General features: G+C 70.4%; 25 protein-coding genes and 1 other RNA gene. 4 read left to right on the top strand and 22 right to left on the bottom strand.

Going from position 1 to position 26852, the window contains the following annotated elements:
* Positions 1-412: 412 nt before the first annotated feature.
* From lpxC to rsmI, 17 genes are all read right to left on the bottom strand, one after another.
* Entirely contained in the window at positions 413-1324 is a 912-nt protein-coding gene (gene lpxC / locus BLP95_RS11930) for a UDP-3-O-acyl-N-acetylglucosamine deacetylase (protein WP_023005963.1), read from the bottom strand.
* 112 nt (positions 1325-1436) lie between these two features.
* Entirely contained in the window at positions 1437-2618 is a 1182-nt protein-coding gene (ftsZ, locus tag BLP95_RS11935) for a cell division protein FtsZ (RefSeq protein ID WP_023005962.1), read from the bottom strand.
* Positions 2619-2653: 35 nt separating this feature from the next.
* Positions 2654-3943 carry a cell division protein FtsA gene (gene ftsA, locus BLP95_RS11940; protein WP_089679714.1) on the bottom strand — a complete coding sequence of 430 codons (1290 nt, stop codon included), beginning with the start codon at positions 3941-3943 and terminating at the stop codon, positions 2654-2656.
* A 194-nt stretch (positions 3944-4137) separates the two neighbouring features.
* On the bottom strand, positions 4138-4863 hold the full coding sequence (locus BLP95_RS11945; protein ID WP_089679716.1) for a cell division protein FtsQ/DivIB: 726 nt from the start codon (positions 4861-4863) through the stop codon (positions 4138-4140).
* Complete coding sequence (locus tag BLP95_RS11950) at positions 4860-5789, bottom strand: D-alanine--D-alanine ligase (RefSeq protein WP_089679719.1); 930 nt, start codon at positions 5787-5789, stop codon at positions 4860-4862. The genes BLP95_RS11945 and BLP95_RS11950 overlap by 4 nt, the downstream gene beginning before the upstream one ends.
* Positions 5786-7198, bottom strand: a complete 1413-nt coding sequence (murC, locus tag BLP95_RS11955) for a UDP-N-acetylmuramate--L-alanine ligase (RefSeq protein WP_089679930.1) — start codon at positions 7196-7198, stop codon at positions 5786-5788. Before murC ends, BLP95_RS11950 begins: the two co-directional genes overlap by 4 nt.
* 49 nt (positions 7199-7247) lie before the next feature.
* A complete protein-coding gene (murG, locus tag BLP95_RS11960; protein WP_089679721.1) occupies positions 7248-8339 on the bottom strand; it encodes an undecaprenyldiphospho-muramoylpentapeptide beta-N-acetylglucosaminyltransferase in 1092 nt (363 codons plus the stop codon).
* Positions 8336-9538 (bottom strand): putative lipid II flippase FtsW, encoded by a 1203-nt coding sequence (ftsW, locus tag BLP95_RS11965; RefSeq protein WP_089679723.1) that lies wholly within the window; start codon positions 9536-9538, stop codon positions 8336-8338. Before ftsW ends, murG begins: the two co-directional genes overlap by 4 nt.
* On the bottom strand, positions 9535-10941 hold the full coding sequence (murD, locus tag BLP95_RS11970) for a UDP-N-acetylmuramoyl-L-alanine--D-glutamate ligase (protein WP_089679725.1): 1407 nt from the start codon (positions 10939-10941) through the stop codon (positions 9535-9537). The genes ftsW and murD overlap by 4 nt, the downstream gene beginning before the upstream one ends.
* Positions 10941-12023, bottom strand: coding sequence for a phospho-N-acetylmuramoyl-pentapeptide-transferase (gene mraY / locus BLP95_RS11975; RefSeq protein WP_023005954.1), 1083 nt, complete (start codon positions 12021-12023; stop codon positions 10941-10943). The genes murD and mraY overlap by 1 nt, the downstream gene beginning before the upstream one ends.
* Positions 12024-12032: 9 nt before the next feature.
* Positions 12033-13400 (bottom strand): UDP-N-acetylmuramoyl-tripeptide--D-alanyl-D-alanine ligase, encoded by a 1368-nt coding sequence (locus BLP95_RS11980; protein WP_089679727.1) that lies wholly within the window; start codon positions 13398-13400, stop codon positions 12033-12035.
* Entirely contained in the window at positions 13397-14911 is a 1515-nt protein-coding gene (locus BLP95_RS11985; protein ID WP_089679729.1) for a UDP-N-acetylmuramoyl-L-alanyl-D-glutamate--2,6-diaminopimelate ligase, read from the bottom strand. The genes BLP95_RS11980 and BLP95_RS11985 overlap by 4 nt, the downstream gene beginning before the upstream one ends.
* Before the next feature lie 11 nt (positions 14912-14922).
* A complete protein-coding gene (locus BLP95_RS11990) occupies positions 14923-16644 on the bottom strand; it encodes a peptidoglycan D,D-transpeptidase FtsI family protein (RefSeq protein WP_089679731.1) in 1722 nt (573 codons plus the stop codon).
* A complete protein-coding gene (gene ftsL / locus BLP95_RS11995; RefSeq protein ID WP_089679733.1) occupies positions 16641-16964 on the bottom strand; it encodes a cell division protein FtsL in 324 nt (107 codons plus the stop codon). The genes BLP95_RS11990 and ftsL overlap by 4 nt, the downstream gene beginning before the upstream one ends.
* Positions 16965-16975: 11 nt before the next feature.
* A complete protein-coding gene (gene rsmH, locus BLP95_RS12000) occupies positions 16976-17929 on the bottom strand; it encodes a 16S rRNA (cytosine(1402)-N(4))-methyltransferase RsmH (protein ID WP_089679734.1) in 954 nt (317 codons plus the stop codon).
* A gap of 54 nt (positions 17930-17983) precedes the next feature.
* Positions 17984-18336, bottom strand: an RNA gene (gene rnpB / locus BLP95_RS12005) — RNase P RNA component class A.
* A gap of 48 nt (positions 18337-18384) precedes the next feature.
* A complete protein-coding gene (gene rsmI, locus BLP95_RS12010) occupies positions 18385-19242 on the bottom strand; it encodes a 16S rRNA (cytidine(1402)-2'-O)-methyltransferase (RefSeq protein ID WP_089679736.1) in 858 nt (285 codons plus the stop codon).
* A gap of 47 nt (positions 19243-19289) precedes the next feature.
* Here rsmI and BLP95_RS12015 point away from each other — a divergent pair, with 47 nt between their 5' ends.
* The 4 genes from BLP95_RS12015 to BLP95_RS12030 are packed head-to-tail and all read left to right on the top strand — an operon-like array spanning position 19290 to position 22599.
* Positions 19290-21044: a penicillin-binding protein activator gene (locus tag BLP95_RS12015; RefSeq protein WP_089679738.1), complete on the top strand. Its 1755-nt coding sequence runs from the start codon at positions 19290-19292 to the stop codon at positions 21042-21044.
* Complete coding sequence (locus tag BLP95_RS12020; RefSeq protein ID WP_089679740.1) at positions 21028-21396, top strand: YraN family protein; 369 nt, start codon at positions 21028-21030, stop codon at positions 21394-21396. The genes BLP95_RS12015 and BLP95_RS12020 overlap by 17 nt, the downstream gene beginning before the upstream one ends.
* A 25-nt stretch (positions 21397-21421) precedes the next feature.
* On the top strand, positions 21422-22015 hold the full coding sequence (locus tag BLP95_RS12025) for a phosphoheptose isomerase (protein WP_023005945.1): 594 nt from the start codon (positions 21422-21424) through the stop codon (positions 22013-22015).
* Positions 22016-22020: 5 nt separating this feature from the next.
* Positions 22021-22599, top strand: coding sequence for a BON domain-containing protein (locus BLP95_RS12030; RefSeq protein WP_023005944.1), 579 nt, complete (start codon positions 22021-22023; stop codon positions 22597-22599).
* Between the two features lie 109 nt (positions 22600-22708).
* On the opposite strand, the gene BLP95_RS12035 is transcribed toward BLP95_RS12030, so the two are convergent.
* From BLP95_RS12035 to petA, 5 genes are all read right to left on the bottom strand, one after another.
* Positions 22709-23176: a ClpXP protease specificity-enhancing factor gene (locus BLP95_RS12035; protein ID WP_023005943.1), complete on the bottom strand. Its 468-nt coding sequence runs from the start codon at positions 23174-23176 to the stop codon at positions 22709-22711.
* Between the two features lie 50 nt (positions 23177-23226).
* Complete coding sequence (gene sspA / locus BLP95_RS12040; RefSeq protein WP_031218110.1) at positions 23227-23853, bottom strand: stringent starvation protein SspA; 627 nt, start codon at positions 23851-23853, stop codon at positions 23227-23229.
* 173 nt (positions 23854-24026) lie between these two features.
* Entirely contained in the window at positions 24027-24794 is a 768-nt protein-coding gene (locus BLP95_RS12045) for a cytochrome c1 (protein ID WP_031218109.1), read from the bottom strand.
* The gene (locus tag BLP95_RS12050) at positions 24794-26053 is read right to left on the bottom strand and encodes a cytochrome b (protein ID WP_023005940.1); all 1260 of its coding nucleotides are present in this window, start codon (positions 26051-26053) and stop codon (positions 24794-24796) included. Before BLP95_RS12050 ends, BLP95_RS12045 begins: the two co-directional genes overlap by 1 nt.
* Complete coding sequence (gene petA / locus BLP95_RS12055) at positions 26053-26652, bottom strand: ubiquinol-cytochrome c reductase iron-sulfur subunit (protein ID WP_089679742.1); 600 nt, start codon at positions 26650-26652, stop codon at positions 26053-26055. The genes BLP95_RS12050 and petA overlap by 1 nt, the downstream gene beginning before the upstream one ends.
* Between the last annotated feature and the right edge of the window lie 200 nt (positions 26653-26852).

A 26852-nucleotide genomic window follows, 5' to 3' on the forward strand; every position in this document is an offset into this window, starting at 1 on the left:
CGTGGCAGACCACCAGACCTCCCAGGGTAAGACGCGCGACCTTCCCGCTTATGCCTGTCGGATTTACGTCATGGCGATCCGTGCAAGTATCGGGCTTTGATGATGCTTGCCATCTCACCCCGCCATGCCGCCTCGTATCCGCTTCCTGTTCGTCAGGCCAGCGTTTTGCCTCGGGCTGCCTTCAGATTCCCCCTCGCGGGGGACACCCTTGCCGTCGGCTAGCACTTCCCCTTGCCGGGCGTGCAGGGGACTTTCACCCCCAAGTCATCCCGAGGCACCACCCTCGGGAACAGCGCCAGTCAGGCGCTGCGCGCCATGCCTGGCGCACAAGCAAACCGCCCCCGTGGCATGACCACGGGGGCGGCTCTCTTACAGCTTAGCTTATGGCTTACAGCTCCCGGCGCAGCCGGGGTCAGGCCATGGCGGGGGCGGCGTAGGAGATCGGGGCGGCCTGACCCTCGTCCTCGAAGGTGACCACCTCGAAGGCATCGGGCTGCGCCATCAGCGCACGGCAGAGCTGGTTGTTGAGGGCATGCCCGGACTTCACGCCGTGGAACTCGCCGATCAGGCTGTGGCCCAGCTGGTAGAGGTCGCCGATGGCGTCCAGCACCTTGTGCTTGACGAATTCGTCGTCGTAGCGCAGGCCGCCCTCGTTGACGATGCGGTAGTCGTCCACGACGATGGCGTTGTCGAGGCTGCCGCCCAGCGCCAGATTGTGGGAGCGCAGGTACTCCAGGTCACGCATGAAGCCGAAGGTACGCGCCCGCGAGACCTCCTTAACGAAGGAGGTGGTGGAGAAGTCCACCATGGCGGTCTGGGTTTGATCCTCGAACACCGGATGGTCGAAGTCGATGGAGAAACCCACCTTGAAGCCGCGATGCGGGCGGAAGGTGGCCTCCTTGTCGCCGTCGCGTACTGTGACCTCGCGCCGGATGCGAATGAACTTCTTGGCGGCGTTCTGTTCGCTGATGCCGGCGGACTGGATCAGGAACACGAAGGGCCCGGCGCTGCCATCCATGATCGGCACCTCGGCGGCGCTGAGGTCGACGTAGGCATTGTCGATCCCCAGGCCCGCCAGGGCGGACATCAGGTGCTCAACGGTGGCGACCTTGGCACCCTGATGGGTCAGGGCGGTGCACAGGGTGGTGTCGGTGACCAGCTCGGCCCGCGCCGGGATCTGCACCTCGGGATCGAGGTCGGTCCTCACGAAGACGATACCGGTGTCCACGGGCGCCGGCCGCAGGGTCATGTAGACCTTCTTGCCGGAGTGCAGGCCGACGCCGGTGGCGCGGATGACGTTCTTCAGGGTGCGTTGTCTGATCATGGGCTGTGGCCAGGCGGTTCTCGGATTATCAAACACCGTTCACTATAACACCGAACGAGCGTTTCAACAAAGAAAGCTCGTCCGGCACGGCCGATGACCCCGATAGTCGACCTCAATCGGCCTGGCGGCGCAGGAACGCCGGGATGTCGAGGTAGTCGTCGAGCTCCTGGGAGCGCCGCTTCTCGGCGCGGGGCTTGGGCGCCTCCTCGGGCTCGGGGCTGCGCGCCACGGCCGCGGAGGATTGGCGTGCCGCCACCCCGGACTGAGCGGAGCGGCGATAGTCGCCGCCCTCGCTGCGCTTGACGCTCTCGCGGCTCGCCGCCGCCCGCTGCTGCTGCCCCTCCAGGCCGGCGGCCACCACGGTGACCCGCAGCTCGTCGCTCATCTCCATGTCGATGGAGGTACCCACCACGATGGTGGCGTCCTGGGAGGCGAACTCCTGGACGGTGGCACCGACGTCGTTAAACTCGCCGATGGAGAGGTCGGGGCCGGCGGTGATGTTGACCAGGATGCCGCGGGCGCCGTGGAGGTCGATGTCCTCGAGCAGCGGGCTGCGGATCGCCTTCTCGGCAGCCTCGCGGGCACGGTTCTCGCCCACCGCCCCGCCGGTGCCCATCATCGCCATGCCCATCTCGGACATCACGGTGCGCACGTCGGCGAAGTCGACGTTGATGATGCCGGGGCTGGTGATCAGCTCGGCGATGCCCTGCACCGCGCCCAGCAGCACGTCGTTGGCGGCACTGAAGGCGGTGAGCAGGCTGGCGCTCTTGCCCAGCACCGAGAGCAACTTCTCGTTGGGAATGGTGATCAGCGAGTCGACGTGCTCGGAGAGCTCCTTCATGCCCTCCTCGGCGGCACGCATGCGCTTGGGCCCCTCGAAGGGGAAGGGACGGGTCACCACGGCCACGGTGAGGATGCCCAGCTCCTTGGCCACCTGGGCCACCACCGGGGCACCGCCGGTGCCGGTGCCGCCGCCCATGCCGGCGGTGATGAACACCATGTCGGCACCCTCGAGCAGCTCGGCGATGCGCTCGCGATCCTCCATGGCCGCCTGGCGGCCGACATCGGGGTTGGCCCCGGCACCGAGGCCCTTGGTGATCTCGTTGCCGAGCTGGAGCACGGTCTTGGCCGCCACGCGCTTGAGCGCCTGGGCATCGGTGTTGGCGCAGATGAACTCCACGCCCTCGATGTTGCTCTCGACCATGTGGTTGACTGCGTTGCCACCGCCGCCACCCACGCCGATCACCTTGATGACCGCGCTGCTTGAGGGTGCACTATCTACCAGTTCGAACATTTGCCCCGTCTCCTGAACCGCCGCTGGCGATCCTGTCAGAAATTTCCTTTCAACCAGCCCTTCAGCCTCGCCAGCGCGGAGGATCCTTCCCTGTCGCCGCGTCGGGCGGCGTCCTCGCGCCGGGGCTGTGCGGACATCATGCTGCCCTGTGCCTGTCGACCGTGCCCCTGCCGTGTCTCCTGCAAAGCGTAATGTAACAAACCGACTCCGGTCGAATAAATCGGATTGCGTACCACATCGGCCAGGCCGCGCACGTTCTGCGGACAGGCGATGCGCACCGGCATATGGAAGATCTCCTCGGCCAGCTCCACCACCCCTTCCATGCGGGCGGTGCCGCCGGTCAGCACCACCCCCGCGGCCACCAGGTCCTCGTAACCGCTGCGGCGCAGCTCGTCGCGCACCAGGGTGAAGAGCTCCTCGTAGCGCGGCTCCACCACCTCGGCAAGCGCCTGGCGGGAGAGGTCGCGGGCGGGGCGGTCGCCCACGCTGGGCACCTTGATCATCTCGTCGCTGGCGGCGAGCTGGGTCAGGGCGCAGGCATACTTGACCTTGATCTCCTCGGCGTGCTGGGTCGGCGTGCGCAGCGCCATGGCGATGTCGTTGGTGACCTGGTCGCCGGCGATGGGGATCACCGCGGTGTAGCGGATGGCCCCCTCGGTGAACACCGCGATGTCGGTGGTACCGCCCCCGATGTCGACCATGCAGACCCCGAGCTCGCGCTCGTCCTCGGTGAGCACCGCCATGCTGGAGGCGAGCTGTTCGAGGATGATGGCGTCGACCTCCAGGCCGCAGCGGCGCACGCACTTCTCGATGTTCTGCACGGCATTGAGGGCCGCGGTGACCAGGTGGACCCGCGCCTCGAGGCGCACGCCGGACATGCCCAGCGGCTCGCGGATGCCGCCCTGGGCATCGATGGCGAACTCCTGGGGGAGCACGTGCAATACCCGCTGCCCCTCCGAGATGGCACGGGCGCGGGCGGAGTCGATGACGCGGTCGATGTCGGAGGGAGTGACCTCGCGCTCCTTGATGGCCACCACCCCGTCGGAATTCATGGAGCTGATATGGCTGCCGGCGACGCCCACATAGACGGAATGGATGTCGCAGCCGGCCATGAGTTCGGCCTCCTCCACGGCGCGCTGGATGGACTGCACCGTGGACTCGATGTTGATCACCACGCCCTTCTTCATTCCTCGGGAGGGGTGCGAGCCGATACCGGCGATCTCGATGCCACCGTCATCGGTGGGCTGCCCCACGATCGCCACCACCTTGGACGTTCCGATATCCAGCCCGACTACCATATTGGACACGTTGGATGGACCTGCCATGAGTCGGGAACTCTCCTCGATCCTGGCCCGTTCTCGAGCCTGCAACATGAAAATGAACCTGGGGCCAATTATAGGAACAACGGGTCGAGTTCCTCCACCCCGGAACCAAAAAGCCCCTCCACGATACGGCGATTTTGCTCCGAAAGAAACAGCCGCATGCCCTTCGACATGCGTGTTTCACAGAAAAAAGGCGATCACCCCTCGCGCTCGTCGTCGACCTCGAGGGGTTCGGTTTCACCATGCCAGGCCACCGCGACCCCGTTGGGATATCGCAGGTCGATGTAGCGGATATGCGACGCCTGGCCCTCCAGCTGGCGCTGCCAGGCGGCGACCAGGCGCGCCAGGCGTCCCTCGCGGTCGCTGCGACCGAGCATCACCCACACGCCATCGTCGAGCTGGAAGCGCCAGGCGCCCCGCGGTTCCAGGCGCAGCTGGGTGAGCGGCAGGTCCAGCGCGGCGAAGCGCGTGGCGAGGCGCTGGTGGTAGGCGAGTACCTCGGCGCCGCTGCCCGGCGGCCCGGCGAGATCCGGCAGGTCGCCGGGCGGCGACACCGGGCCGATGGCGAAGGGTTCGCCCTCGGGGTTGAGCAGCTGGTCGTCGTTCCAGCGCGCCACCGGCACCTCCTCCACCAGCTCGAAGGTGAGGGCGTTGGGCCACTCGCGGCTGACCCGCGCCTCGGCGATCCAGTCGATGGCGAGCGCCTCCCGGCGCAACTCGGCGACATCCACCGACAGCCAGGTACGCCCGCGCAGCAGCGGCGTGAGCTCGGCGCGCAGGTAGTCGGCGTTCACATGGGTCAGGTCACCGCCGATGGAGACCCGCTCCAGGGGTCGGTCGAGCCACAGCCACAGGGCCCGCCCGCCGGCGCCGAATACCAGCAGCAGCAGCACGACGCCGAGCCATCCGCCACGCTGACTCATGCCGACCGGGGCGCCAGGGTCGTGGCCAGGATGCGCACCACCAGCGCCTCGAAGTCGATGCCCACGTGGGCTGCCGCCTGGGGTACCAGGCTGTGGTCGGTCATGCCCGGGGAGGTATTGACCTCGATCAGCCAGAAGCGTCCCTCGGCGTCACGCATCACGTCGACCCGTCCCCAGCCCTCGCCGCCCACCGCGGCGAAGGCCTGGCGACAGAGCTCGCCGAGCTCGGCCTCTTCCTCCGCCGACAGGCCACACGGGAGGTGGTAGCGAGTCTCGTCGGAGAGGTACTTGGCTGCGTAGTCGTAGAAGCCCCCGGCGGCCTCGACGCGGATCGCCGGCAGCACCTCGTCGCCGAGCAGCGACACCGTGTACTCCTCCCCCTCGATGAAGCCCTCGGCCATCACCCTGGCGTCGTAGCGGGCCGCCGCGTGGTAGGCCTCGGCCAGCGCCTCGGCGCTTCTCACCACGCTGATGCCCAGCGTCGAGCCCTCGTGCACCGGCTTGACGATCAGCGGCAGCCCCAGGCGCTCCACCACCGCCCGCCAATCGGCGTCGGGGCCGAGCATCTCCGCTGCCGGGGTCGGCAGCCCCAGGGCCTGCCACACCAGCTTGGTGCGCTGCTTGTCCATGCCCAGCGCCGAGGCGAGCACGCCACTGCCGGTATAGGGGATGCCGAGCAGCTCCAGCGCCCCCTGCAGGGTGCCGTCCTCGCCGCCACGCCCGTGCAGGGCGATGAAGACGCGGTCGGGGGCCAGCGCCTCGAGCCCCACCAGGCCGCCGTCGGCAGGGTCATAGCCGACCGCATCGACCCCGGCTCGTGTCAGCGCGGCGAGCACCGCCCGGCCGCTCTTCAACGACACCTCGCGTTCGGCGGAGCTGCCGCCGAACAGCACCGCCACCCGCCCCAGTTCGCTCACCCGCTTCATAGGCCCACCTCGTCGAGATCCAGGGCGGCCTCGGCCAGCGCCAGGGAGATGCCGCCGATGTCCCCTGCCCCCTGGGTGATCAGGATATCGCCGGGACGCAGCACGCGCCCAAGCAGCTCGGGCAGCTCGGCCTTGTCCTGGACGAAGATCGGGTCGATGGCGCCACGCTGGCGGATCGAGCCCGCCAGGGTGCGCCCCTCCGCGCCGGGGATCGGCGCCTCGCCCGCGCCGTAGACGTCGAGCAGCAGCAGGGTGTCGACCCCGCCCAGCACCCGCACGAAGTCCTCGAAGAGGTCACGAGTACGCGAGTAGCGATGGGGCTGGTAGAGCATCACCAGGCGCCGCTCGGGCCAGCCGGCGCGCACCGCGGCGATCACCATCTCCACCTCGCGGGGGTGGTGGCCATAGTCGTCCACCAGCATCACCTCGCCCTCGCCACCGGGCGCCGGGAAGCGGCCATGCACCTGGAAGCGCCGTCCCACCCCCTGGAAGCCCGCCAGGCCGCGCAGGATGGCGGCATCTTCGACGCCGGCATCGCTGGCCACGGCGATGGCGGCCAGGGCGTTCAGGGCGTTGTGGCGCCCGGGCATGGCCAGGCGCACCGGCAGGGGCGCCAGGCCACCGGGGCGCAGCGCGGTGAAGCGCACCTCGCCCTCGGCCTGGACGAAGTCCTCGATGCGGTAGTCGGCGTCCTCGCTGAAGCCGTAGGTGACGAACTGGCGGCTGACGGCGTCGAGCAGGCCGCGCACATGCTCGTCGTCGATGCACAGGATCGCCAGGCCATAGAAGGGCAGGTTGTGCAGGAACTCGACGAAGGTACCCTTGAGGCGCTCGAAGTCGCCGCCGTAGGTGCTCATGTGGTCGGCATCGATGTTGGTGACGATGGACACCATGGGCTGCAGGTGGAGGAAGGAGGCGTCGGACTCGTCGGCCTCGGCCACCAGGTAGTCGCCCTCCCCCAGCCGCGCGTTCTTGCCGGCGCTGGTCAGCCGGCCGCCGATCACGAAGGTGGGATCGAGACCGCCCTCGCCGAGCAGCGTCGCGGTCAGGCTGGTGGTGGTGGTCTTGCCGTGGGTGCCGGCTACCGCGATGCCGTGGCGAAAGCGCATCAGCTCGGCGAGCATCTCGGCGCGGCGCACCACCGGCACGCGGTGGTCGTGGGCCCACTCGATCTCGGGATTGCCCTCGTCCACCGCGGTGGAGACCACCACCACGTCGGCGCCCGCCACGTGCTCGGCGGCATGGCCGATCGCCACGCGGATGCCGGCGTCGCGCAACCCGGCGACCACCGCCGATTCGCGCAGGTCGGAGCCGGTGACCCTGTAACCCTGGTTGGCGAGCACCTCGGCGATGCCGCACATGCCGGCGCCGCCGATGCCCACGAAGTGGATGGTGCGGATGCGGCGCATGCCGAGGCCGCGGCCGTGGCGGGCCGCCTCGGGCACCTCTGCGGTTCTGCTATCGCTCAAAGCCTGTCTCCATGCAACCGGCCACCAGGCGCTCGACGGCGTCGAGATGGGCGCAGGCACGGGCCCGCGACGCCATGGTGGCGAGAGTGTCGGGGTCGAGCAGCGCCGCCAGCCGCTCGGCCAGCGTCGCCGCGGAAAGCCGGGACTGGGGCAGCAGCTCCGCCGCGCCCTCCTCCACCAGCGCCCGGGCGTTGGCGGTCTGGTGGTCGTCCACGGCGTGGGGAAAGGGCACGAACAGCGCCGGCTTGGCGGCGGCGGCCAGCTCGGCCACCGTCAGGGCGCCCGCCCGGGACACCACCAGGTCGGCCCAGGCGTAGGCCTCGGCCATATCGTCGATGAAGGGCGACACCTCGGCGGCCACGCCATGCTCGGCGTAGGCGTCGCGGGTGGCGGCCTCCTTGTCGCGCCCCGCCTGGTGGCGCACCTCCGGCCGCCGCTCCGCGGGCAGGCGGGCCAGCGCCTCGGGCAGCCCCCGGTTGAGCGCCTGGGCGCCCAGGGAGCCGCCCACCACCAGCAGGCGCAGCGGGCGACCGGCCATCCCGGCGCCGTCGCGGGGGGTCTCCCCCAGGGCCGCGATCTCGGCACGCACCGGGTTGCCTACCACCTCGGCGCGGCCGGGGAAGGCCTGGGGAAAGGCCGCATAGACCCCCCGCGCCAGGCGCGCCAGGGCCCGGTTGGTCAGCCCGGCCACGGCGTTCTGCTCGTGGATCACCAGCGGGCGCCGCGAGAACCAGGCGGCGAGCCCGCCGGGGCCGCTGGCGAAGCCGCCCAGTCCCACCACCAGTTGGGGGTCGAACTCGTGGATCACCCGCCAGGCCTGCCAGACGGCACGGGTGAGGTTGATCGGCGCCAGCAGCCAGCCGGCCAGGCCGTTGCCGCGCAGGCCGGCCACGCGAATGCGGTGCAGCACGATGCCCGCCTCGGGCACCAGGCGATTCTCGATGCCACGCGGGCTGCCCAGCCAGGCCACCTCCACACCCCGCGCCCGCAGGGCGCGGGCCAGGGAGAGCGCGGGAATCACGTGGCCGCCGGTACCGCCGGCCATGATCAGGACCCGGCGGCGTGTCGTGGTGTCGTTCATGACGTCCCTCCTTGGCCGAGCGGGGCCTGCCGGGGCGCCGCCGACTGCCGGCGGCGCCAGGCCCGGCGGGTCTCGATGTCCACCCGCAGCAACAGCGCCACCATGGTGGCACTGACCACCAGGCTCGAGCCGCCGTAACTGAGCAGCGGCAGGGTGAGTCCCTTGGTGGGCAGCATGCCGCTGCTCACCGCGATATTGATGAAGGCCTGGGCGCCCAGCACCAGGGCGATGCCATAGCTGAGGTAGGCGGCGAAGGCCAGCCCGGCGAGCTCCGCACGCCGCCCCACCGCCATGGCCCGCCACACCAGCAGGGCGAAGAGGCCGATGACGCCGACCGCGCCCAGAAGCCCCAGCTCCTCGGCGAGTACCGCGAAGACGAAGTCGGTGTGCGCCTCGGGCAGATAGAAGAGCTTCTGTACGCTGTTGCCCAGCCCCATGCCCAGCCAGCCACCGCGGCCGAAGGCGATCAGCGCCTGGGTGAGCTGGTAGCCGCTGGCGAATTGGTCGGCCCAGGGGTCGATGAAGCTGGTCAGCCGCGCCATCCGGTAGGGCTCGGCCACGGCTAGGGCGGCACCGCCCGCCGCCACCAGCAGCGCCAGCAGCAGGAAGCGGCCCCAGGGGGCGCCAGCCATCAGCAGCATCCCCATCACGCAGCCGGTCATCACCACCACGGCGCCGTAGTCCGGCTCGAGGATCAGCAGCACACCGAACACGCCGAGCACCACCAGTGGGCGCATGAAGGCGCCCCAGTCGCGGCGCACCTGGGGCAGGAAGCGCTCCAGGTAGCCCGCCAAGTAGACGATCAGGAACAGCTTGGCGAGCTCCGAGGCCTGGAGGTTGAAGGGGACTCCGGGCACCGAGAGCCAGCGTCGACTGCCGTTGACCTCACGCCCCACCAGCAGCACCAGCACCAACAGCAGGATGCCTACCAGCAGCAGCAGCGGCCCGTTGGCCTTCCACCAGCCCAGAGGTACCCGCAGCACCAGCGTGGCGATGACCAGGGCGCCGACCAGGAAGGTCCCGTGGCGCAGACCGAAGTACCAGGGGTTGCCGGTGAGGCTCGCCGCCACCCCGGTGGAGGCGGAGGTGACCATGACCAGCCCCACCAGCAGCAGAGACAGGGCCGCCACCAGTAGCCAGCCGTCGAAGGGGTGATCGCGGGTGGAGAGCGCCTCGCGCAGGCGTGCCAGCCGGCTCATGGGGAGACCTCCGCCAGGTGCCGCTCGACCCAGGCGCGGAAGGCGTCGCCGCGGGCCGCGTAATTGGCGAACTGGTCGAGGCTGGCGCAGGCCGGCGACAGCAGCACGGCGTCGCCCGGCGCGGCGATCGTCGCCGCACGCGCCAGGGCGCTCGCGAGGTCCGCCACCCGGGTCACGTCCAGGTGCCCCGCGAGGGCCGCCTCGAGGCGCTCGGCATCGGCGCCGAACAGGATCGCCTCGCGGCCGAAGCGCGCCAGCGGCTCGGCCAGGGGGGTGAAGTCGGCGCCCTTGCCTACCCCGCCGGCCAGCAGGATCAGGCGTCCCTCGAGGGTCGGGCCGAGGCCGGCGATGGCGGCCAGGGTGGCGCCCACGTTGGTGCCCTTGGAGTCGTTGATCCAGCGCACGCCGTCGGCCTGTGCCACCATCTCGCTGCGGTGGGGCAGCCCCGGGAAGCGCATCAGCACCGCGCGCATGGCGGCGAGCGGAAGGCCCAGGCGATGGCCCATGGCCAGTGCCGCCAGGGCGTTGGCCTGGTGGTGGCGCCCCGCCAGGCGCATGGCCGCCACCGGCATCAGCGGCGCCTCGCCGTGCATCAGCCACTCGGCCCCCCGGTGGCGGCCGATGCCCCACTCCCCCGCCGCCGGGGCGCGGGTGGTGAAGCGCTCGAGGGCCGGCACCTCGATGTCCGGCCAGGTGGCGGGATCCTCGGCGTTGACCACGGCGTGGCGTGCGCCGCGGAAGACCCCAAGCTTGGCGGCCCGATAGCCGGCCATGTCGCCGTGGCGGTCGAGGTGGTCCTCGGAGAGGTTGAGGAAGGCCGCGGTCTCGGCGCCCAGGCAGGGCGTGGTCTCGAGCTGGAAGCTGGAGAGCTCCAGCACGAAGAGCTCGGCGTCGGGATGATCCTGCAGCAGATCCAGGGCCGGGGTGCCCAGGTTGCCGCCCACCGCCACCCGCATCCCGGCCTCGCGGGCCATCTCGCCGACCAGGGTGGTCACGGTGGACTTGGCGTTGGAGCCGGTGATGGCGGCGATGGGCGCACGCGCCTCGCGCACGAAGAGCGCGATCTCGCCGACCAGGCACGGCTCGCCGGTGGCGGGACGGATCCGCCCGGCAAGCGCCCGGAGCCCCGCGGCATGCGGATCGATACCAGGGCTCAGCACCACTTCCTCGGCCGCCTCGAGGTCCAGGGCGTCGAGGGGGCCCAAGTACACGACGACCCCGGGGTGGGCGGCGCGGAAGTCATCGAGCCCCGGCGGCGCCTCGCGGGTATCGGCCACCATGAAGGGCACGCCCCGGCGCGCCAGGTGGCGGCAGATGGCGCGTCCCGAAAGCCCCAGGCCCACCACCAGGGTGGTGCCCGGGGGAACCCGGTCGACGGCGGCATCACGGCAGATCTCGCTCATCAGCGCACCTTGAGGGTGGCCAGGCCGATCAGCACCAGCACCACGGTGATGATCCAGAAGCGCACGATCACCCGCGGCTCGGGCCAGCCCTTGAGCTCGTAGTGGTGGTGCAACGGGGCCATGCGGAAGATGCGCCGCCCCGTAAGCTTGTAGGAGCCCACCTGCAGGATCACCGACACCGTCTCCATGACGAAGATGCCGCCCATGATGAACAGCACGATCTCCTGGCGCACGATCACCGCCACCACGCCCAGCGCCGCGCCCAGCGCCAGCGCCCCCACGTCGCCCATGAAGACCTGGGCGGGGTAGGTGTTGAACCACAGGAAGCCGAGACCGGCGCCGGCGATGGTGGCGCAGAACACCGCCAGCTCGCCGGCGCCGGGGATGGAGGGGATCTGCAGGTAGTCGGCGAACACCGCGTTGCCGCTGGCGTAGGCGAAGATCCCCAGCCCCATGGCCACCAGCACGGTGGGCATGATCGCCAGGCCATCGAGCCCGTCGGTGAGGTTGACCGCGTTGGAGCTGCCGACGATCACCAGGTAGGTGAGCACCACGTAGAAGAGCCCCAGGGGCAGCACGAACTCCTTGAAGAGCGGCACGATCAGGCTGGTCTCCACCGGCGAGGCGGCGGTGACATAGAGCAGCACCGCCGCCGCCAGGCCGATCACCGACTGCCAGAGGTACTTCCAGCGCGCCGGCAGGCCACGGGGGTTCTTCTCCACCACCTTGCGGTAGTCGTCGACCCAGCCGATGGCACCGAAGCCCAGGGTCACCGCCAGCACGATCCACACGTAGTGGTTGGTCAGGTCGCCCCACAGCAGGGTGCTCACGGCGATGGCCATCAGGATCATGGCGCCGCCCATGGTTGGGGTGCCGGCCTTGGAGAGGTGCGACTGGGGGCCATCGTCACGCACCGCCTGGCCGATCTGCCCCTCGACCAGGCGGCGGATCACCACCGGCCCCAGCCACAGGCAGAGCACCAGGGCGGTGAGGGTGCCGAGGATCATCCGCAGCGTGAGGTAGTTGAACACATGGAAGGCGCTGAAGTACTGCGCCAGGAAGTCGGCAAGATGCAGAAGCATGAATCGCGTTTACCCTGTGGTGTCATCGCGCAGCGCCGCCACCACGCGCTCCATGGCGGCACTGCGCGACCCCTTGACCAGCACGCTGGCCCCGGGGGGAAGATGGTCGAGCACGTGGCGTGTCAGCGCCTCGCGGTCGTCGAAATGGCACCCGCCGTCGCCGAAGGCGCGGCTGGCGGGACGCGCCGCCTCGCCGAGGGTGCCCAGGAAGTCGATCCCCAGTTCCCGCGCGTGGCGCCCGACCTCGGCATGCAGCCGTTCGGACGCCTCTCCCAACTCTCCCATGGCGCCCAGCAGGCACCAGCGCGGGGCGGGCAGCGCCGCCAGCAGCGCCAGCGCCGCCTTCACCGCCCCGGGGTTGGCGTTATAGGTATCATCGATGAGGCGCGAGCCGCGCACCCCGGCCACCACCGCCTGGCGACCGGCCATGGGCGCCACCGCGCCGAGCCCCGCCACCACCGCCTCCCCCGCCAGGCCCACGGCCAGGGCGGCGGCGGCCGCCGCCAGGGCGTTGGCCACGTTGTGGCGTCCCATCAGCCGCATGGCGACCCGACCGAGCGGCCGGCCGTCGACGACAAGCGTGAAAGCATAGCGCCCGAGGGCGTCCGCGGCCAGGTCCCGGGCGGTGACCCGGGCGCCCTCGCCCAACCCGAAGTCGAGCACCTCGCGGGGCGCGGCGAGCCGCGCCCAGGTGGCGAAGTAGGCATCGTCGCGGTTGAGCACCGCCACCCCGTCGGCGGGCAGGCCGGCGAGGATCTCCGCCTTGGCCTGGGCGATCCGACCCATGCCGCCGAACTCGCCGACGTGGGCACCGGTGACATTGGTGATCACCGCCACCCGAGGCCGGGCCAGGCCCACCGTCCAGGCAATCTCGCCCAGGTGGTTGGCGCCCAGCTCCACCACCGCCTGGCGATGGGCCGGGGTCAGTTCCAGCAGGGTCAACGGCGCGCCGATGTCGTTGTTGAGGTTGCCGCGGGTGGCCAGGGTCACCCCGCGACGACCGAGCAGCGCGGCGAGAAGCTCCTTGACGGTGGTCTTGCCGCTGTTGCCGGTCACCGCCACCAGCGGCCCGCCCCAGGCCTCGCGACGCGCGCGACCCAACAGGCCCAGGGCCAGTCGGCTGTCGGCCACCACCAGCTGCGGCAGGGGATCGTCCACCGCGCGCTCTACCACGGCGGCCGCGGCCCCGGCCTCGCGGGCCCGGGCCAGGAAGTCGTGAGCATCGAAGCGCTCGCCGCGCAGGGCGACGAAGAGATCGCCCGGACCCAGCCGGCGCGTGTCGGTCTCGATGGCGGCGAGAGGCAGGTCACGCGCCGGGGCGGCAACCCCCAGCGCACGGGCCACCTCGGCCAGGGTGGCGAGTCCACAGCGGTTCATCGGTTGGCCTCCCGGCCGCGCGCGGCCAGCGCCTGGCGGGCAACCTCACGGTCATCGAAGGGGTAGCGCTCCCCCGCCACCTCCTGGTAGGTCTCGTGTCCCTTGCCGGCGATCAGCACCACGTCCTCGGGGGCCGCCTCGGCCAGCGCCGTGGCGATCGCCGCGCCGCGCCCGGCGACCATCCGGGCGCGCTCGCGCCCGGCCGGGGTGAGCCCGGCCCGCACCTGCTCGCGGATCGCCGCGGGGTCCTCGCCGCGCGGGTTGTCATCGGTGATCACCAGCCGCTCGGCGTGGCGTTCGGCGGCGGCGGCCATGGGCCCGCGCTTGCCGGGGTCGCGATCGCCACCGCAGCCGAACAGGCACCACAGGCGCCCCTGCCCCGGCAGGTGGTCGCGCAGCGCGCCCAAGGCGTTGTCCAGGGCGTCGGGGGTATGGGCGTAGTCGACCACCACGGTAGGGGCCCCGGGCCGGGTCAGCACCTCCATGCGTCCGGGCACCGGGGTCAGCCGGCGGGCCGCCTCGAAGAGCGGCTCGAGGGGGTGGCCCAGGCCGTGCAGGGTGGCGATGGCCAGCAGCACGTTGTCGAGGTTGAAGCGCCCCACCAGCGGCAGGTCGAGCTCGCGCTCCCCCTCGGGGGTCGCCACCAGGGCGCGCTGGCCGCCGGCATGGGGGAAGCGCTCCAGCATCCGCAGGGTCACCGCCTCGTCGCTGCCGGTGGCCAGTACCCGGACAGGCCCCTCCTGCCCCCCTGGCAGCCCGGCCAGCATCAGCCGCGCCAGGGGGTCGTCGCCGTTGACCACCGCCAGCCGCAGCTCCGGGCGGCGGAAGAGCCGCGCCTTGGCGGCGGCATAGGCGGCCATGCTGCCGTGGTAGTCGAGGTGGTCGCGGCTGAGGTTGGTGAAGACGGCGGCGCTCACCCGGCAGCCGTCGAGGCGGCCCTGCTCCAGGGCATGGGAGGAGACCTCCATGGCCACCCGGCCGATGCCGTCGGCGGCGAGCCCCGCCAGGGTCGCCTGCAGGGACAGCGGCCCGGGCGTGGTCAGGCCACTCTCGACGAGTGCCCCTGGACGGCCGCTGCCCAGGGTGCCGATGACCGCGGCCTCGACGCCCGCTGCCTGGCTCAGCTCGGCGAGGTAGTGGGTCACCGAGCTCTTGCCGTTGGTGCCGGTGACGCCGATCAGCTCCAGCGTCTCGGGTACCCCGTAGAGCTCGCGACCAAGCTCGCCCAGCCGTTCGCGCAGCCCCGCCAGGGGCACCACGCGCGACTGCTCCGGGCAGGGACGCCCGTCGCCGGCGTGGCAGAGAACCGCCGCCGCCCCGGCGGCCAGCGCCGCGGCGATGAAGTCGCGGCCGTCGCCGTCCACCCCGGGCACCGCCACGAAGACCTCTCCCGGTGCCAGGCGACGGCTGTCGGTCTGCAGCCGGGTCATGCCATCGCCGTCCAGCCCCGTGTCGCTACCGGGCCAGAGGCGCGCCAGGGTCTCGCCGAGGCGGGTGAGCGATACGGTCATGGGGTCACGTGTCATGGGGAGGCCTCGACGACGGTCTGGTCGGGGGGAACATCGAGCAGGCGCAGGGCGCTGCCGGCCAGGCGAGAGAACACCGGCGCGGCCACCGCACCGCCATAGTAGGCGTCGCCACGCGGGTGGTCGATCATCACCACCACAACGATGCGCGGGTCGGAGACCGGCGCGATGCCCACGAAGAAGCCGCGATAGGCATCCTCCTGGTAGCCACCGGTACCGGTCTTGCGCACCGTCCCGGTCTTGCCGGCGACTCGGTACCCCGGCACCTCGGCGCGCCGCGCCCCGGTGCCGGGCTCGACCACCTCGTCCATCATGTCCAGTACCTGGCGGGCAACCTCGGGCGAGATGACCTGCTCCCCCTGGACGGGCGCGTCCTGGCGCAACAGGGAGGGCGGCACCCGGCGCCCCTCGTTGGCGATGGCGGTGAAGGCGCTGGCCAGCTGCAGCGGCGTGACCGAGAGGCCGTAGCCGTAGGAGAGCGCCGCCCACTGGCTGCTCGACCAGCGCACCGGCGCCGGCACCTCACCGGTGGCCTCGCCAGGGAAACCGGTGCCCGGGGCCTGGCCGAAGCCCAGGCGACGGTAGAGCTGGGGGACCACCGGCTCATCGAAGCGCAGTACCAGCTTGGACATGCCGATGTTGGAGGACTTCTCGAGGATCCCGGCGAGGTCAAGCTCGCCGTAGTTGCGGATGTCGCGGATGGTGAAGCGATCGATGCGCATCCAGCCCGGCGAGGTATCCACCAGGGTCTCGGGGGAGAGCCCGCCGGCATCGAGCATCGCCGCCATGGCCAGCGGCTTGACCACCGAGCCCGGCTCGTAGGCGTCGACGATGGCGCGGTTGCGCAGCCCCTGGGGATCGAGGCCGGCACGGTCGTTAGGGTTGTAGGAGGGCTGATTGGCCATCGCCAGCACCTCGCCGCTGCGCGCGTCGAGCATCACCACCACGCCGCCGTCGGCGTCGTGCTCGGCGACGCCCGCCTTGAGCTCGCGATAGGCCATGTACTGCAGGCGCTGGTCGATGGAGAGCGTCAGCTCGCCGCCGGGCTTGGCCTCGCGCAGCACCTCGAGGTCGCGCACCAGCCGGCCGCGGCGGTCCTTGAGCACGCGACGCAGCCCCGGGGTGCCCGAGAGCCACGACTGGTAGGCGAGCTCCAGCCCCTCCTGGCCGACATCGTCGACGTTGGTCACCCCCAGCAGCTGGGCGGCGACCTCGCCGGCCGGGTAGTAGCGCTTGTACTCGTCCTGGCGATAGACCCCGGGCACGCGCAGCGCCAGTACCCGCTGCGCCGCCTCGGGGGTCATCCGCCGCTGCAGGTACATGAACTCGCGGTCGGCGTAGCGCGCCAGGCGCTCGTCGAGCGTCGAAGGCGCCACGCCCAGCGCCGTGGCGAGCCGAGCCCGCTGGATGGGATCCTCGGGCACGTCCTGGGGGTTGGCCCACAGGGTCACCACCGGCGTGGAGATGGCCAGCGGCTCGCCATGGCGATCGGCGATCATGCCGCGGTGGGCGGGCAGCGGGTCGGTGCGCAGGGTGCGGGCGTCCCCCTGCCCCTGCAGAAAGGGGCGGTCGACCACATGCAGGATCACCACGCGCCCCACCAGCAGCGCCAGGCCCAGCAGGACCAGGCCCAGCATCACGCGGTAGCGCAACTGCCCCATGGGGGCGGTGGGGGGTGGGCGGCGCGGCGAGACGCCGCTTCTGACCTCGCTGCTCATGGGCGGATCACCTCCACCTCATCGACACCGGGCAGCCGCATCTCCAGGCGCTCCATGGCCAGGCGCTCGATGCGCGCCGGCGACGACCAGGCACTCTCCTCCAGCAGCAGCTGGCCCCACTCGGTCTGGAGCTGCTGCTGCTCGCGCTCGAGCCGCTGCAGCTGCGCATACTGCTCACGGGTGAGGTGGCTGATGCCGATCACGGCGAGGGCGCTGCCCAGGCAGGCCAGCAGCAGCGCCAGCAGCACCAGCGCCGACAGGTTGAGGCGCAGTGCCGAGGGCCAGGCGAGGCGAGCGGTGAACGACCTTCCCTGCGTCATGCCGTCTCCTTCTAGTATCGCTTGCGGGCTGCCCGCATCACGGCGCTGCGGGCGCGGGGGTTCTCACTGACCTCCGCCTCGCCCGGGCGCCGCGCCTTGCCCAGCGCCTCCAGGCGCCGCTCGAGCTGCTCGTCGCGGATCGGCACGCCCCGGGGCAGATGGGTATCGCCGCGCACGTGGTGGCGAATGAAGCGCTTGACGCGGCGATCCTCCAGCGAGTGGAAGCTGATCACCACCAGGTGGCCGCCTGGGGCCAGCGCCTCCAGCGCCGCCTCGAGGGCCGCATCGAGCTGCTCGAGCTCGCCGTTGACCTGGATGCGCAGGGCCTGGAACACCCGGGTGGCGGGATGCTTGTGCTTCTCCCAGGCGGGGTGCGCGACCTTGACCACCTCGGCCAGGTCGGCGGTGCGCTCGAAGGGATGCTCGCCGCGTCGCGCCACGATCGCCCTGGCCAGGCGCCGCGCGTAGCGCTCCTCGCCGTACTCCTTGAACACCCGCGCAAGCTCCCCCTCGTCGGCGCGGGCAATGAAGGCCGCCGCGCTCTCGCCGCGGGTGGGGTCCATGCGCATGTCCAGCGGCCCGTCGCGCAGGAAGCTGAAGCCGCGCTCGGGGTCGTCGAGCTGGGGGGAGGAGACGCCGATATCGAGCAGGATGCCGGACAGGCGGCCATGCAGGCCGTAAGTGCGGGCGATCTCACCGAGCCGGGCGAACTCGCCCTGCTCGATGGTGAACCGCGGGTCAGTGAGGCTTTCCGCCTCGGCGATGGCCTGGGGGTCGCGGTCGATGGCCAGCAGGCGTCCCTGGGGCGTCAGGCGCTCGAGGATCGCCCGGGAGTGGCCGCCGCGTCCGAAGGTGCCATCCAGGTAGGCACCGGCGGGATCATGCACCAGGGCATCGACGGCACCATCGAGGAGCACGCTGGCATGACGGAAACCGCGCGGGGAAGATTCAGGGGCGGATGGCATGCGCTTCTCGATCCAGGGCGGGGGTGGCGGGAGTGGCGCCACCGCAATGAAAACGGGGGGAGCCGGCCGATAAGCCGGGTTCTGTCGTGGACAGTCATTCATCTAGGGGACGCGTCACCACGCCCCTCGAGCAACCTACCCGAACCCGGCGCGGGCCACGCCAGCGGGTTCCTATTTGGTCTTGCTCCGAGTGGGGTTTACCGTGCCACGCACTGTTACCAGGCGCGCGGTGCGCTCTTACCGCACCCTTTCACCCTTGCCGGCCTCCCGAGGGAGACGTAGGCGGTCTACTCTCTGCTGCACTTTCCGTCGGCTCGCGCCGCCCAGGCGTTACCTGGCACTCTGCCCTGTGGAGCCCGGACTTTCCTCCCCCGGATCGCTCCGGCGGCGACTGTCTGGCCGACTCCCGCGGCAAGGATACCAGCGCCCCGCACGCCCCTCAATGTCGAGCGGCGTCAGGTCGCCTCCTTGAGCGCCTGGGCACGGGCGTACCAGGCCTTCCGCGCGCCACCCAGCAGCCGGGCGGCGACCGATGCGGCCTGCTTGACCCCGACGCCCTCGGCGAGCAGCGCGGCCAGCAGCGCCTCGCCCCCCATCTCGGCGCTCGTCTCCGCGGCACGCGGCGCGGCGCCGGCCAGCATCACCACGAACTCGCCGCGTGCCTGGTTGGGGTCGGCCTCGAGCTGCGCCAGCAGCTCGCCGGCGCTGCCCGAGAGGAAGGTCTCGAAGGCCTTGGTCAGCTCCCGGGCCAGCACCACGCGGCGCTCGCCGAGGGCCGCCCCGATATCCGCCAGGGTGTCGCGGATGCGGTGGGGCGACTCGTAGAAGACCAGGGTCTCCTCTCGCCCCGCCAGCGCCTCCAGCCGCGCACGCCGCGCGCCCCCCTTGGCCGGCAGGAAGCCCTGGAAGGCGAAGCGGTCGGTGGGCAGGCCCGCCGCGCTGAGCGCCGCCACCAGCGCGCAGGCCCCCGGGATCGGCACCACCCGACGCCCGCGGGCGCGCAGCTCGCGCACCAGCACGAAGCCGGGGTCGCTGATCAGCGGCGTGCCGGCATCAGAGACCAGGGCGATGGACTCCCCCGCCGCCAGGCGCGCGTCCAGCTGCTCCACGCGCGCCGCCTCGTTGTGCTCGTGCAGGGAGAGCATGGGCACCGAGAGGCCCAGGTGACGCATCAGCCGCGCGGTGTGGCGGGTATCCTCGGCGGCGACCAGCGCCACCTCCCCCAGCACCGCCGCGGCACGGGGGCTCAGGTCGGCCAGATTCCCAATCGGCGTGGCGACCACGTACAATGCAGCGGAGTTCGGTTCAGACACGTCGCCTCCTCGGCGGGCTCCCGATAGGACAGATAAAGGAAGGATTCATGGGCAACCTGACACGCGGCCTCGTGGCCTACGCACTGCTCGCGCTGCTGCTGGCCGGCTGTGCCACCCGGCCGGGCATCGTCGAGCGCGTCATCGACGAAGACCCCGATCGCCTGTTGGCCCAGGCCGAGCAGCAGGCACCGGACCAGGCGGCCCGCACCCGGCTCGAGGCGGCCACCATCTTAGCACGCCAGGGCGACCGCACCCAGGCACTGGAGATCGCCATGGCGCTCGCGGACGACCGCCTCCCGGCCGAGCCACGTACCCGCTGGGCGCTGCTGCTGGCCGACCTCGGCGAGAGCGAGGGCAACCCCGCCGCGGTGATCCGCGCCACCGAGAACCTCGACGCCCTGGCGCTGAACCGGGAGCAGGCCCTGACCCTGCGCGAGCAGCGGGGGCTGGCCCTGCTCGAGGAAGAGCAGCCCGCGGCGGCGGCCGAGGCGCTGCTGCGAGTACAGGCCGTGACCGACGACGAGGCGCTCAATGACGCCATCTGGCGCGCCCTCGCGGGGCTCGATGGCCGTCGCCTGAGCCGTCTCGGCGAGAGCCGCGACGACGCCCTGACCCAGGGCTGGGTGACGCTGGCCGAGACGGTGCGCAGCGGTGGCGGGGACATCGAGCGCCTGTTCCGGCGCCTGGATGACTGGCGGGAGCGTCACCCTCGCCACCCGGCGGCCCGCCGGCTGCCCGCCGACCTCCTCGCCCTGCGCGAGCTGAGCGGCCAGGAGGTGCGCCACATCGCGGTGCTGCTGCCGGAGTCCGGCCCGCTCTCGCGCATCGCCGGCGCCATCGCCGCGGGCATCCGCACCCGCCATCGCCTGGCGCAGGATGCCGACGTACGCCTGAGCTTCCTCGACAGCGCCGCCGCCCCCCTCGAGGCGCTCTACCGCGAGGCCGAGAACCGCGGCGCCCAGGTGGTGCTCGGCCCCCTGGACAAGGGTAGCGTCAGCGCCCTGGAGCGCGGCGAACGGGTGCCCCTGCCCACCCTGGCGCTCAACTATGGCGAGGGCGAGCGCAACCGGGCCAATGGCCTCTTCCAGTACGGCCTCTCCGCCGAGGACGAGGCGCGCCAGGCGGCCCGGCGCGCCTGGGGCGACGGCCATCGCCGCGCCGCCCTGCTGGTGCCCGACAACGACTGGGGCCGCCGCGTCGGCGAGGCGTTCTGGGACGAGTGGCAGGCCCAGGGCGGCGAGGTGACCAACGCGGTGCGCTACAACCCCGAGGCCGCCGCCACCGAGAGCACTCGCCGCGCCATCGCCAACGCCAGGCCCGACCTGCTGTTCCTGCTCGCCCTGCCCGACTATGCCCGCCAGGTGCCGCCCACCCTGGACTACTACGGCGCCCCGGAGCTGCCGGTCTATGCCACCTCCCACCTTTTCAGCGGCCAGCTGGAGCCGCGCCTCGACGCCGACCTCGACGACGTGCTGTTCCTCGACATCCCCTGGCAGATCCCCGACGCCGCGGTGGGGGGCGAGGAGGCCCTGCCCTACGCCGAGAGCTACCGCCGCCTCCGCGAGGAGTCCGACCCCAATCTCTTCCGGCTGCACGCCATGGGCGTCGATGCCTTCGAGCTTGCCCGGCGCCTGCCGCAGCTCCAGGCGGTCGCGGGCAGCGAGCTGCATGGTGCCACCGGCACCCTGCGGCCGCGGCCCGACGGCCGGGTCGAGCGCCTGCTGCCCTGGGCTCGCTTCGTCAACGGCGTACCCCAGCCTGTGCTGATCCCGGGCCTGTTCGGCGATGACCGGGCCCCGTGACGCCCGCGCCCGCGGCGCGGCCATCGAGCGCCGTGTCGCGGCCTGGCTGGAAGCGCGCGGCCTGACCGCGGTGGCCGCCAACCAGCACGCCAAGGGTGGCGAGCTGGACCTGGTGATGCGCGACGGTGAGACCCTGGTGTTCGTCGAGGTGCGCCACCGCGCCGACAGCCGTCACGGCCATCCGCTGGAGACCGTGACCGCCACCAAGCAGCGCCGCCTGGTCCGGGCGGCGCGTTTTTATCTCCAGCGCAACCGGCTATCATGTCCCTGCCGGTTCGACGTGGTGGCGGTGACCGGCCAGCCGCCCGAACTCGACATCCAGTGGGTGGTCAACGCCTTCGAGGCCACCTGACTCCGCCAGAGGAACCCGACCCCGCATGGATTTCCAGCAGCGCATACTCGGCCACTTCAACGCCAGCATCGACACCAAGACCTACGCCAGCGAGGTGCTGCCGCCCTTCATCGAGGTGGCCAGCCAGATGATGGTCCAGTGCCTGGTCAACGAGGGCAAAATCCTGGCCTGCGGCAACGGCGGCAGCGCCGGCGACAGCCAGCACTTCTCCTCGGAACTGCTCAACCGCTTCGAGCGCGAACGGCCCAGCCTGCCCGCCATGGCGCTGACCACCGACACCTCGACACTCACCTCCATCGCCAACGACTACAGCTACAACGAGGTCTTCTCCAAGCAGGTGCGCGCCCTGGGCCAGCCCGGCGACATCCTGCTGGCCATCTCCACCAGCGGCAACTCGGCCAACGTCATCCAGGCGATCCAGGCCGCCCATGACCGCGACATGACGGTGGTGGCGCTGACCGGCCGCGACGGCGGCAACATGGCCTCGCTGCTGGGCCAGGACGACTGCGAGATCCGCGTCCCCGCCACCTCCACCGCGCGCATCCAGGAGGTTCACCTGCTGGTGATCCACTGCCTGTGCGACCTGATCGACGAACAGCTCTTCGGAACCAGCGAGTGATCCCCATGACCCGCATCCCCCTGCTCACCTCCCTCCTCCTGGCCACCCTGCTGGGACTGGCCGGCTGTACCACCGTCACCAGCGTGACCCACCAGGGCACCATCGACGAGAACTACGGCAAGCGCACCGCCGGCACCCAGGTCGAGGACCACAGCATCGAGACCAAGATCGGCCACAACCTCGGCCGCACCGATGCCCGCCTCGGCGACGCCCGCATCAACGTCGACAGCTACAACGGCGTGGTGCTGCTCACCGGCCAGGTGCCCAGCGAGGAGCTCAAGGCCAAGGCCAGCGAGGTGGCGCGCCAGGTGCGCAACGTGCGCACGGTGCACAACGAGCTCACCGTCGCCGGCAACCTGCCCGCCACCCAGAAGATCGCGGATACCTGGCTCAGCACCCGCATCCGTACCCACCTGGCGGCCAACGAGAGCATCGACACTAGCCGCATCCGGGTCATCACCGAGAACGCCAGCGTCTATCTGATGGGCATCGTGACCCGCGCCGAGGGCGAGCGCATCGCCTCTGCCGTCGCCGAGCTGGGCGGCATGCAGCGCATCGTCAAGGTGTTCGACTACCTCGACTGACCGGAACAGACATGATCGGGGGGCAGGTCCCACCGATCACCCTGTCTGAAACGCGAAACGGCAGGCCCTCGGGCCTGCCGTTTCGCGTTGTGGACTCGCCTGACGCGGGCTACTTGATCACCCGCAGCGACGGCTTGCCCCGGCGGGGGCGCGGCTCGTCGTCGCCCGTCTGCTCGTCCTCCGCGGAGGCCGGGGCATCGTCGCGCTCCACCTCGGTGAGGCTCGGCGCCGGACCCTCGGCCTCCTCGTCGACCGGCTCGGGCATCACCGGCTCATGGCCGAACACCATGCCGACACCGTTCTCGCGACCGTAGATCGCCACCAGGGCCGCGCTCGGCACCATCACCCGCATGGGCTGGCCGCCGAAGCGTGCCCCGAAGCTGATCGCCTCGTTCTCCATGGCGAGGTCCTTGACCGCCGTCGGCGAGAGGTTGAGCACGATCTGGCCGTTCTGGACGAACTGCCGCGGCACCTCCACCTCGGGATGTTCCGCATCCACCACGATATGGGGGGTGAGGTCATTGTCCAGCAGCCACTGGTACAGGGCCCTGGCCAGATAGGGACGACTGGAACGCATCGTCTGGCCCTCCTGGTTGGAGGCCGCCCGCTCGGGCGGCCGGGAATGGTTCAGCTACGCATCTCGCGCTCGCGCTCGCTCAGCGAGGCCTTGAAGCCGTCGCGCTCGAACACCCGCTCCATGTAGCCGATCAGCGGCGCCACCTGCTTCTCGGGCAGCTCGATGTTGAGTGCCGGCAGGCGCCACAGGATCGGGGCCAGGCAGCAGTCCACCAGGGTGAACTCCTCGCTCATGAAGAACGGCATGTCCTCGAAGATCGGCGAGATACCCACCAGGCTCTCGCGCAGCTCCTTGCGCGCCTTGTCCGCCTCCTTCTTCGGCCCCTGCTCGATCTGCGCCACCAGCGGGCACCACTCGCGCTCGATGCGATGCATCCACAGGCGGCTCTGGGCACGCGCCACGGGGTAGACCGGTAGCAGCGGCGGATGCGGGAAGCGCTCGTCCAGGTACTCCATCATCACCTTGGACTCGTAGAGCACCAGGTCGCGGTCGAGCAGGGTCGGCACGCTGTTGTAGGGATTGAGGTCGGCGAGCTCCTCGGGACGCTGGTCATCGCTGACCTCGACGATGTCCACCGCCACGCCCTTCTCGGCGAGCACGATACGCACCCGATGGCTGAAGTGATCGGCACCACCGGAGTAGAAGATCATCGACGACCGCTTGGCCACTACACCCATGAAACAATCCTCGCATCAAATCGAACGGCCATGATAACACGGCAGGCAAGGGGGCTGCGGGCCTCGCCGCGCGCAAAGGCGCAAGCCCTGCCGGAAAGGCCCGCCCTGCCGGTAACGAAAGGGGGGCGCATGGCCCAAGGCCCTGCGCCCCCTCACCTCCACCCGCGGGTGGGTCAGTGGATGTCGCGCCAGTACTCGCGCTTCAGCAGGTAGGCGATCACGCCGAAGATGAAGATGAAGATCAGCACCTTGGGTGCGATGGCCTGGGCCTGGAGCTTGGAGGGCTCGCCGACGTAGGCGAGGAAGTTGGTCAGGTCATAGACCGCCGCCTCGAACTCCTCGGGCTCCAGCTGCCCCGGCTGGGTCACCTGCAGGGTCTCGCAGGACTGGTACTTGCCGGTCAGCGGATCCAGCTCGGCGCCCTCCACCGGGCGGTCGGTCTCGGCACAGACCATCTCCTGAACCCCCTGCAGCGGCTCCAGCACGTTGGGCATGGCCACCAGCGGGAAGACGGTGTTGTTCACCCCGGTGCCGGTGCTCGTGTCCTTGTAGAAGGAGAGCAGGTAGGAGTAGATCCAGTCGGTGCCGCGCAGGCGCGCCTCCAGGGTCAGGTCGGGCGGCGGTGCGCCGAACCAGGCCTCGGCATCACCACGGTCCATGGCGATGTGCATCTGGTCGTTGAAGGCCAGGTCGGAGGAGAAGATCAGGTTCTCCTCGACCAGATCCTGGGGCATGTTCAGGTCCTCGGCGGCCCGCGCATAGCGCTGGTGCTCGAGGGAGTGGCAGCCCATGCAGTAGTTGGTGAAGAGCTGCATGCCCCGCTGCAGCGACGCCTTGTCCTCGAGGTCCGGCGTCATGTGGTACGGGACGCTCGCGCCTCCTGCGGCCATCGCCGTGAGGGGCACCAGCGCGAAGAGCAGTGCGAACAGTTGCTTTTTCATTAGCCAGTCACCCTCTCCGGAACGGGTTTGGTCTTCTCCAGCCGGGTGTAGATCGGCATCAGCAGGAAGAAGGCGAAGTAGACGGCGGTGCAGATCTGGGCCAGCACGGTACGGCCGTCGGTGGCCGGCAGCACGCCCAGCACCCCGAGGATGATGAAGCTCACCACGAACAGCGCCAGCATCACCTTGGACATCCAGCCCTTGTAGCGGATCGAGCGCACCGGGCTGCGGTCGAGCCAGGGCAGCACGAAGAGCACCGCGATGGCCGCGCCCATGAAGATCACGCCGAGGAACTTGGCGTCGAGGCCGAACAGCGAGAAGGTGATGGCCCGCAGGATCGCGTAGAAGGGCGTGAAGTACCACACCGGCGCGATATGGTCCGGGGTCTTGAGCGGGTTGGCCGGCTCGAAGTTGGGCTTCTCGAGGAAGTAGCCGCCGCCCTCGGGGAAGTAGAAGATCACTACCGCGAAGACGAACAGGAACACCGCCACGCCGACGATATCCTTCACCGTGTAGTAGGGGTGGAAGGGGATGCCGTCGAGCGGCTTGCCGGTCTCGTCCTTCTTCTTCTTGATGTCGATGCCGTCGGGGTTGTTGGAGCCGACCTCGTGCAGGGCGATGATGTGCAGCACCACCAGTGCCAGGATCACGATGGGCAGCGCCACCACGTGCAGGGCGAAGAAGCGATTGAGGGTGATGCCGGAGATCAGGAAGTCACCGCGGATCCACTGGGTCAGGTCGGGACCGATGACCGGGATGGCGGAGAACAGCGAGATGATCACCTGGGCACCCCAGTAGGACATCTGGCCCCAGGGCAGCAAGTAGCCCATGAAGGCCTCGGCCATCAGCGCCAGGTAGATCGCCATGCCGAAGATCCACACCAGCTCGCGGGGCGCCTTGTAGGAGCCGTAGAGCAGGCCGCGGAACATGTGCAGGTAGACCACCACGAAGAAGGCCGTGGCCCCGGTGGAGTGCATGTAGCGGATCAACCAGCCCCACTCGACATCACGCATGATGTACTCGACCGAGGCGAAGGCACCCTCGGCGGTGGGATTGTAGCTCATGGTCAGCCAGATGCCGGTGAGGATCTGGTTGACCAGCACCAGCAGCGCCAGGGAGCCGAAGAAGTACCAGAAGTTGAAGTTCTTGGGGGCGTAGTACTTGGACAGGTGTTCCTGCCACATCTGCGTCGCGGGAAAGCGCTCGTCGACCCAGCGCATGAAGCCCTTTTCCGCCATCGCCTTGTTCGGGTTACCCATCAGGCAGTCTCCTCATCTTCGCCGACGACGATGATCTCGTCGGTCTCGAAGCGGTACGGCGGCACCTCCAGGTTGGTGGGGGCCGGCACGTTGCGGAACACCCGACCCGCCAGGTCGAAGCGCGAACCGTGGCAAGGACAGAAGTAGCCACCCGGCCAGTTGTCGGTGCCCACACCCTCGGCATCGGGCTCCGGCTTGAACAGGGGCGAGCAGCCCAGGTGGGTGCAGATACCGATGAGGACGCCGATCTCGGGGCGGATCGAACGCAGGGGCCCCTCGATGTAGGCCGGCTGCTGCGGGACCTCGGAATTCGGGTCTGCCAGCCGCTCGACATCGAAGGACTCGGTGCGCTCGACCATCTCCGGGGTGCGGTTGACGATCCAGACGGGCTTGCCGCGCCACTCCACGGTCATCTGCTGCCCCGGCTCAAGCTTCGATACGTCTGCCTGAACCGGCGCGCCCGCCGCTCTCGCCCTGGCACTCGGCTGCCAGGAAGCCACAAAGGGGACCGCAACCCCGACGGCACCAACCCCACCCACGACGGTGGTAGCACCCACGAGGAAACGGCGCCGACCCTTGTTCACGCCGTTATCTGCCATTTCAAGGTTTCTCCCATCAGCTTACCCGTTGATCCATCACGGGTAACATTTCCCGCGACCACGGACACCAAATGCGGTACATGTTAAGAAATCGCGCCGCCCCGCACAAGGAAAAGGACCTTGACCAAGGTGGCATGGCGAACCCAAATCGTTGACCCAGAACAAGAAACGCCCGGGTTGAGTAACCCGGGCGTCGCGGC

This window comes from Halomonas shengliensis (assembly GCF_900104135.1).
In the GTDB taxonomy this organism is placed as follows: Bacteria; Pseudomonadota; Gammaproteobacteria; order Pseudomonadales; family Halomonadaceae; genus Halomonas; species Halomonas shengliensis.